This is a genomic window from Nostoc sp., from assembly GCF_036919575.1.
Taxonomy (GTDB): Bacteria; Cyanobacteriota; Cyanobacteriia; order Cyanobacteriales; family Nostocaceae; genus Nostoc.
In genome coordinates this window covers 1-8,528 of sequence record NZ_JBALBY010000094.1, presented here as the reverse complement: position 1 = coordinate 8,528, position 8,528 = coordinate 1, and the positions used below count along the sequence as shown (strand labels likewise).

The following is an 8,528-nucleotide window of genomic DNA, read 5'->3' as shown; positions in this document are numbered from 1 at the left end:
TATCACTAAGAACATCAATTGCAATGTTCTTAGATTACATCTTATGCTGACTTTTTGCTTAAGTTGACACCAATGAGCAATGCTGTGCCCCTACCGCGTGGTCTATCAAGACACCCGTGGACTCGAAGAGGCTGCGCTATCCGCCAGTACTTCGACCCAACTCTTGGAGACCCAACGGACACGCTCAGGGCAACGCGCTACGCGAGCGACAGAGCTACGGGCAGGCAAAAGCTCAGTAACCATCGTACAGAATTCATGCTGAATTCTGACGACTGGCGCCTTTATTCTGTTTCGATAAATTAATATTCTGGGAAAAAATTGATTTTTGTAGCATTCCATGCACACCTTTTTGGGGACTGTTCACAACTTGAGTAATGTGAAAATTCACAGCTAAACTACACAATACATAAGCATCTTCTGGCGACAAATTTACGAAGCGTTCCAAGAAATCAATCATATTTTTTAAAGCCAGTTCTAAGGCTTCATCTAAGGTTTGAGCAAAGCCCATTGTGATGATATGAGTTGGAGTTTCAGCAATTGGTGTTGTCAGTTGTAAATCCTTGCGAAGTTTGAGGGTGATTCTACCGTTCATAGAAGTTTCAATGGCGGTGACGTTTACTTCGCCATCTCCTTGTGCTGAATGTCCATCACCAATAGAAAATAATGCACCTGGTACGAAAATCGGCAAAAATAAACGAGAACCAGCTTGTAATTCCCGGTTGTCGATATTACCGCCGTAAGAACCTGGTGGAACAGAAGTTCGAGAGGTTTCTGAAGTAGCGACGCCAAGAATCCCAAAAAACGGTTTGAGGGGAATTTTTATGCCAGCACCCGCCGGAAATTCCGCGATATTGTTTGCTAAATCTAGAGGAATGAATCTCAAAGCAGGTTGAGGAAACTGATGTGGTAATGCTCCCCAACCTGTACGAATGGCATTGAAGCCGACAGGTAAACGAGGTGCGATCGCATCTAATTGTACTTCTAAAACATCCCCTGGTTCGGCATCGCGCACATAAATTGGCCCTGTGAGTAAATGCGGCCCCCCAGCAATTTTGCGTTCTGGTAGAAGATTTTGGCAGATGTCGAGAAATTCTGGTGTGAGAAACTCAGGTGGTGCTTTGTCATAAACGTAGTAACCAGTATAAGTTTCTACGTCAACGGTATCGCCAGAGTCAATAATCAGTACTGGTTCTAGTAGATGCGAGAAACCACCTAAATGTACAGTTTCTTTAGTAGCTTTTAAAATGTAGTGAGTCATTACCGAATTTTAAATTTTGGATTTTAGATTGAAGATTCTTGCATCCGTATTCACCATAATTGGCCGAGAAAATGGAGACTGGTGCTAAAGGAGATATCTAATGTCAGCATCCTCACAGTCCATCTGCACCACACAATTTCTTCCTTGTGCTTTTGCCTGATAGAGTCCCTGGTCAGCAGCAGCAATTAAGGTTGCAGGAGATAATTGGCTATGAGGAATGATGGTTGCCACACCAAGACTTAGGGTGATGAATTCACTGATATGAGAATGCAGATGAGGTATTTGTAATGCACTAACATTAGTCTGAATATCTCTTGCAACTGCGATCGCTCCTTCAATATCAGTATTCGGCAAAATGACTGCAAACTCTTCTCCACCATAACGAGCAACTAAATCAGCCGGGTGTTTAACTGTCTGAGAGATTGCCTTGGCAACCTGTCTGAGTGCATCATCTCCTGCCAGATGTCCATGCGTATCGTTGTAAAGCTTAAAGTAATCTACATCACACAAAATCAAAGATAGCGAACCTTGCTCTCGTGCCAACCGTTGCCACTCTGCGTTGAACGTGTCATCAAAGCAGCGTCGATTTCCCACTTGGGTTAGACCATCCGAAGAGGCAAGGCGCTGTAATTCCTGGTTTGCTTGTTGTAATTGGTGGTAAAGTTCTGATTGCTGAATAGCGATCGCAGCTTGACCTGCTAACTGCTTAAACAAATTAACCTCAGATTGCTGCCATTGTCTGGGGTTACGGCATTGGTGAGCAATCAATAGTCCCCACAAACGCTCTTGCTGCAAAATGGGGACTATCAGGTTTGCCCGGATTTGCAAACTTTGAAGCAGGTCAAAATGACACGGCGATAGTCCTGCCGTTTGAGTGTCTTCAATCGCTTTAGTATTGCCTTGTTGGTAGTAAGTTGCACGCGTGGATTTAAAGCAGGTGTCCATGACGTGAAATCCCAGAATCGATATGCAGCCTGCTGCTAAGGATTCTACAGCAACTAACCCACTCCAGTCGGGCTTAAACTGATAGATCACCACTCGGTCGATCTCAAACAGTTTTCGCACCTCATCTACTGTGGTTTGCAAAATCTCGTCTAACTCCAACGATTGTCGAATGCGCTGCGTCACAGCCGCGACAATTTGCTCAGACTGGCTTTGGTGTTGAACCTGCTGCTCAACCAGCGGAGAATTTGCCGATGCTATAGTTAATGCGATCGGATCAAACTGAGGGGTTGTAGTCACAGGCACTGCATTAGGTTGAGCAATCAAATAGCCTTGAGCAAGATTTGCACCCCGTTCTCGCAGCCAATTCAGTTCCTCAATGCACTCAATTCCTTCAGCAACAGTCTGGATGTTTAACTTTTGAGTAATCTCTAGAAGCTTCTCGGTAATCGAAGCTTTGTAAAGGTCTTGATGCACATCTCGAATTAACTCCATGTCCAGCTTGATAAAGTCTGGACGTAACTGATGTAGCAAGTTTAGGCTGGAATAGCCAGAACCAAGGTCATCAAGGGCGACTAAAAACCCAGCATCCCGGTAGTATTTAAGCACTGCCTTGAGGTGGGCTAAATCTTGAGGATTGTCTGACTCCACGACTTCAAAAACAACCCGCTCATGGGAAATACCGGCAGTATCAACTGCCTCTACCGTACTACGTAGGCAAAAAACTGGGTCATAAAGTGACATTGGTGCAAAATTGATGAAGATGTGCCCACTCACTTGATAACGGCTAAATTGAGTGATTGCGCTGAGGCGAGCAACTTGGTCGAGTTGTGGTAGAAGTCCGGCTTCGGTTGCTAACTCCAAAATTGGTTTCGGTAGCAGTAAATTGCCTTGTTCATCTAGTCCCCGCAAGAGTGATTCATATCCAAAAATCTGCGATGTATCCTTAATTGAGACAATTGGTTGGAAGTAAGTGGTGAATCGTTCCGTTGCCAGCATTTCAACCAGCCAGTCGGATTGGTTTAACTTAATGAAGCGTTGTAACGAGGCGATGTCACTAAAATCCTGGATTTCAGGTTGAATAGCGCCTCGAATGAAAAGGACTTGCGTCTCTTTTAATTCTCTCGGTGCAAGTAGTTTGGCTAGGTTACGGGCAATTTCTAGCGACTGTCCAGGTCTACAGTCCAAACTCAAACCTGGTCGCTCGTGCATCAATTCATACTCAACGGCAAACTTCTGTAGATAGGAGGTGACTTTTTTCAGCGTATGTGGAACGGGGAACCAGAGAAAGAGCCTGCCTGCCTCCTTAGTCCGACAGCGTGCAACATTGCGACAAGCACAGGTTTTGGAGATCGGACATATTTGGCTCATAGCTAACTAATTTACTCAATCTGATTTACCTATTATTCCCACTATTTTTAGTATAAAAGATAAACTAAACTTCAAATAGATGAAGATTCGATGAGTTCGGCAAACTAAATAATTTAGCTGATCAGGTGACTCATAAACATATTCTAAGCATGATATTAAATACTTAATTAATTCCAGATATATTTTTTACGTTAACGCAAATTAACGAGTAGTTATATCAACAATTTCAGTTACAAAATAAAGGCAAAAATTAGCTAGAGTAGGAATAGTTTTTAGCTGTAGATCAAAGTTCATAAAGCACTATATGTCATCATTTTTTTTACGACAGAGTGTTCTATAGGACTAGTATTTAATTTTTGAAATGCACGTAGTGGACCCTCATGGCTTTAATAGTGCATTAGAGGTTGTTTGAAAAGTCCTCTTCTTGGTAGCAAAACGTTCTAGATCCCCCTAAATCCCCCGATAAATTGGGGGACTTTGATTCCGGTTCCCCCCTTTTTAAGGGGGGTTAGGGGGGATCTAGAAGTGCCTAAAATCACAACTAAATACTTTTCAAACACCCTCTTAGACGTAGACGTAGGTTGGGTGGAGCGGAGCGCAACCCAACATATATCAGGATGTTGGGTTACGCTTTGCCTCCAACGCCACTTGCTACAACGCTCTTAACCCGCGCAACGCAGTGGCTCCCCAACAAAGCAATTTTTTTGCAACATTTTAGCCTACACAGTCCACTACAAGACTACCGAGATTTTTTCAGAAATCAAATATGATTCCTATATTACTCCTGAGATAGAGATTGTGATCTCAAGTCAGAGCATCACAACTTTTAGGATGTATGATAAATTCAATTTATCATTTTAACAAAAAAGACTATTTGATTTTATTGTCAAGGTTGCTTTATCCTGAAATCAGTAGAGATTTGAACTTTGAACAAATACAAACGGTTCTTGCGATTAATCCAAGCTTTTGGCTAAGTAATTAACTTCCCAAATCTCTATTGCTATCAAACTTAGGTGAAAAAGAGGTATGAATCCGGCAAAATCATCAACCAGCAACGTCAACTTTGAGAAAGCTAAAGAGGACAGCTAAATGCTAGAGCAGCAGATTGATTACCGCACCAGACCTAAGACAAGTGCAATGATTATGCAACTTTTCCAAATCACTCTAGTCGTCTTAGTACTTTTGATAAACTTAGCAATTGCTTTCCCCTCTTGGGGAGAAAGAGCGCCTTCTTTAACTAGCAATCCTAACTACTTTGAAGTTGGGCAAAAAGTCATTTGGCTTTACAAGCCTCGCACGGATTCTAACGATGTCCAAAGAATTCCCGCCGAAGTAGTCAAGTTAAGTTCCAAGCAAGTGCAAATCAAGGTGTACAAACATAACAAGGAATTGGTTAATCGTTGGGTGAATCCAAACAAGCTTGAGAATTCGCAAAAATTTAAAGAAGAATACAGAATTCCGAATTCCGAATTCCGAATCAATTAGTGAGAAATTCAGACCTGCCACTAATTGTAGACCACGAAACAAGAAAATTTGGTGGGGGACTTAAACCCAGATGCAAGTAAATTTTGACTGTGGTTACAGCTATTTTCAGGTAAATAGACCACGCGGTAAGGGCACAGAAAAAGCTCATGCGTGTCAACTTAAGCTCAAAGCCCTTTAAAACCTCGTTTCTAGCCAGAGGCTAGAAATGCAGTTCCTGGTGGCTCTGCCGCAAGTTACGGAGGCGGAGCCTCTCCGACGGGCATTCCCAGTCAGAGACTGGGAACGAGACTATCTCTAAAAGCTGGTTTTAGGCTGGCTTTCACGTTAAGTTGACACCAATGAGCACTGCTGTGCCCCTACGACAGATGTAGTTCAAATACATGAAAACTGCTGTAACATACAGAAGTTTTCATGTTGGGTGTTGTACACAAGCTAAGTCTCAAACCCAGGTATAAAGCCTGTTTTACTTCTGAATTCTGACTCCTTAATTCTGAATTCTGGTGTAACTATTTTATTTTTTGTAAATCAAAAAAACTGAACCAATCGGCCCAAGGTTTTCTACATAAGTTTTCTGGTTGTAATACAATCCTGGAGACATACCTCCATCAAATAATATCCCTTCTTGAATCTTACCTAAACAGTTATTGCTAGCAATGCCTTCCAGAACATTATCAAACATATCTGGCAGTAACTCTTGATTAACTTGAGATAATTCAATATCTGAATTAGCTTTCAAATCATTAACTAATAGGATTACATAGCCTTGATTAGTGATAGCTGCCAAAGAGCGATTAGTAGCATTTTTACAGGCAAATTCTCCCAAATCTTCACAAATATCTTTAAACTTACCCTGACGATAGAATCTGCCATTACCGCCCACTAAATTGTAATTGAGAATATCGCTTTTTCTTCTGCCAGCTTGGATAGTAGCCTGTCGCTGCTTGGGTATACCTCCTGATATTCCAAAGGAAGAACGTTTATTTTTAAATGCTCCTGAATACTCTACGCCACGAGAAACATTTAAGCCTTGTGGTTTATCATCAGTACCTATATAGTCGGCATTAATTGCGGCAATGGGTAGCTCTCCGTTTAATTTGGCATTCTCATCGCCGATGAGTTCATGAAACTGTTTTGCTACATATTCTTTACGCAGTTTCCCCCTAGCATCTTTGGCGTAGAGTTTATGAGATAGACCAACATTAACTTTGAAATCTAATTCTGCTGATTTAGGATTAAAAATAATCACATTGTTAATACCTCTTTGATTTTTTTTACCTTGATTATTGGTTTTAAAAAAATCAATACTGAACTTGGCATCTTTACCAGGACAAGTTTTAGATGCTTTTGAAACTGAATTTGCTTCAATCTCTTGACACCCTGATAATAAGCTCGCTGTAATTATCAAGCTAAATAACAAAAATAATTTTTTTGTATACATATAATGCAAAAAAACCGCTACAGAATTACTATAGCGGGGAATAATTTAAAATGTCAGGATTCAGAATCCAGAATGATTAGAAAATCAAGGGTGCTATAGCTTCGTAATTTTATTCAAATTATTAAGCTTGAGTCTCAAAGTCTTCTTAATTCTGACTTCTACTTCTGAATTCTGGATTCTGAATTCTGGCTTTAAAACTGGAGTTAATCTGGGAGCTAAAACTTAAGGGAACCATTCTAAAACAGCTTCTTCTTTGGTGTTAGTATTCCGAGATGGTGTCTCACGATTAAATTTCATCTGAATTGACCGGGTTTGCTCACCATCAGCAGCTACAGCCAAAATCGGATAGTCAATTAAACCATCTTGGAAGGACATTTGAAAACGGAATGTCCCATCTGGATTTAGCTTAATTGGACGACCGCCAATGGTTACGGTCGCATCGGGTTCGGTTGCACCGTAGACTATTAACTCAGCATCGGCAATTAACCAGAACTGGCGCGGACGTACTGGTACGGCGGAAGCCGAGAAGCCAACACCTGACATTCCGACACCGGAAGCGGTTAAACCAGACGCGGTGGGAAGTGCCCACATACCCACACCAGAGGGGAAAATGTATGAGCTAATGGCTTGTTCAGGACGCGCCGAAGCTTGCTGGGAGCCAAAGATAGAACCAGCAACCCGTTGTACTTCGGCAGATTCTGCTAAACCAAATATTTGGTCGTAGATGGGGTTGCCATTCACAGCATTACCAACATTACCATTGGCGGTAACTGCGATCTTCTTGGCAGGGGAAACCAGTTCGTACTGAGTCTTCCCACGCAAATCTTCTTCAAAGTTGACAGTGATGAAGACATCCTCTATCCAGTCAGAAGGATAAACGGGAGGAATGTGTACTCTAGTAGAACGAGCTAGTACCAACCAGCGACCATCAGCAGCACGATAACCGATATCGATCACATAATCGCGATCGCTAACTGGAACTGGTAGATACCATTCTCTGGCTAGTTCATCAGCAGGATATTCTTGAATGCTGTGGGGGCTTTGATATTCGATATTGATGTCGGTGACATCATAAATCCGTAGTGCGAGTTGTTGTCCCCCTTGTCGGCGCAGTTCCTCTTTGTGTTCATTGGGAACATCCCAGTAAGTGTAAGCCCACTGAGGATCGCGTGGTAAGAGTACAATCCGGCTGTCACCATAGCCAGATGGCAAATCTGCCAGTCCTTCATCAACATCAGCCAAAGACCCACCAGTACGATCTTCCTGACCTAATTCAAACTTTGCAGCTTCCACGGTTTCCTGTGCCTCCAATGAACGAGATGGACTGAGTAAAGTTTTGCTGCGCTGGACTTCTTGTATTGATGCCAGAAGTTGTGATTTACGCATTCGGCTATAGCGAGAGATGCTATATTCGCTAGCAACTTTGCGTAGTTGCCGTAACGTCATCTCCTCTAGTGGCGGGCGTTCTTTTGCCATTAATTGGGTCTCCAGTAGTTTAAGTGGTAAATGATTTCCCCTGGTTAAAGAATGCTATGTAAAATGTCATCCACTCCAGATGAATTTCTTATTCCTGACTCCTGGTTTTGCCCAGTTTTTAAGTTTTTTAGTCTGTTTTTAAATTGAGCTAACATCCTTTCAATTCCTGGTTATGCCAAAATCAGCATTTCTTTGGGATCGGAGGAGTTTTATTTCTTAAGTCAATATTAACCACTAAGCATATCTAGGGATCAAGGGGTAATAAGTAGGCTTTTTGCCTGTTTCACGAATTTATCAGCCTTTCTGGGATCAAATTGTCATCTTTTCATAACATTACTCGCTAGTTGCATCTAGAGCGATCGCCATAATATCAAGCTTTCATGACATTACGCTGTGGGTTAGCCAAAAAGGGGTAAATATAGCCAAGCTGACACCAGGGGCAAGATAGCCTGAAACTACTACTTGTCGGTGGAAGGATAATATTGCCGCGACTGGAACCATAATATTGCCACTGCTGAGGCTGAGATGCTGATGTTTCCGTTAGACGCTCTTAGTGAT

General features: G+C 42.1%; 5 protein-coding genes. 2 read left to right on the top strand and 3 right to left on the bottom strand.

The annotated features are described in order from the left end of the window. Positions 1-253 precede the first annotated feature (253 nt). Together V7K27_RS23960 and V7K27_RS23955 are read right to left on the bottom strand one after the other, a co-directional pair. Positions 254-1,258: an acetamidase/formamidase family protein gene (locus tag V7K27_RS23960; RefSeq protein ID WP_334950637.1), complete on the bottom strand. Its 1,005-nt coding sequence runs from the start codon at positions 1,256-1,258 to the stop codon at positions 254-256. A gap of 84 nt (positions 1,259-1,342) precedes the next feature. Continuing rightward, positions 1,343-3,571: an EAL domain-containing protein gene (locus V7K27_RS23955; RefSeq protein WP_334950636.1), complete on the bottom strand. Its 2,229-nt coding sequence runs from the start codon at positions 3,569-3,571 to the stop codon at positions 1,343-1,345. 1,089 nt (positions 3,572-4,660) lie between these two features. Here V7K27_RS23955 and V7K27_RS23950 point away from each other — a divergent pair. Beyond that, entirely contained in the window at positions 4,661-5,056 is a 396-nt protein-coding gene (locus tag V7K27_RS23950; protein WP_334950635.1) for a hypothetical protein, read from the top strand. A 513-nt stretch (positions 5,057-5,569) separates the two neighbouring features. Continuing rightward, positions 5,570-5,707 carry a hypothetical protein gene (locus V7K27_RS36560; RefSeq protein WP_442947644.1) on the top strand — a complete coding sequence of 46 codons (138 nt, stop codon included), beginning with the start codon at positions 5,570-5,572 and terminating at the stop codon, positions 5,705-5,707. Positions 5,708-6,716: 1,009 nt separating this feature from the next. Here the strand turns inward: V7K27_RS36560 and V7K27_RS23940 are convergent. Then, positions 6,717-7,970: a DUF4912 domain-containing protein gene (locus tag V7K27_RS23940; RefSeq protein ID WP_334950633.1), complete on the bottom strand. Its 1,254-nt coding sequence runs from the start codon at positions 7,968-7,970 to the stop codon at positions 6,717-6,719. Positions 7,971-8,528: the final 558 nt, after the last annotated feature.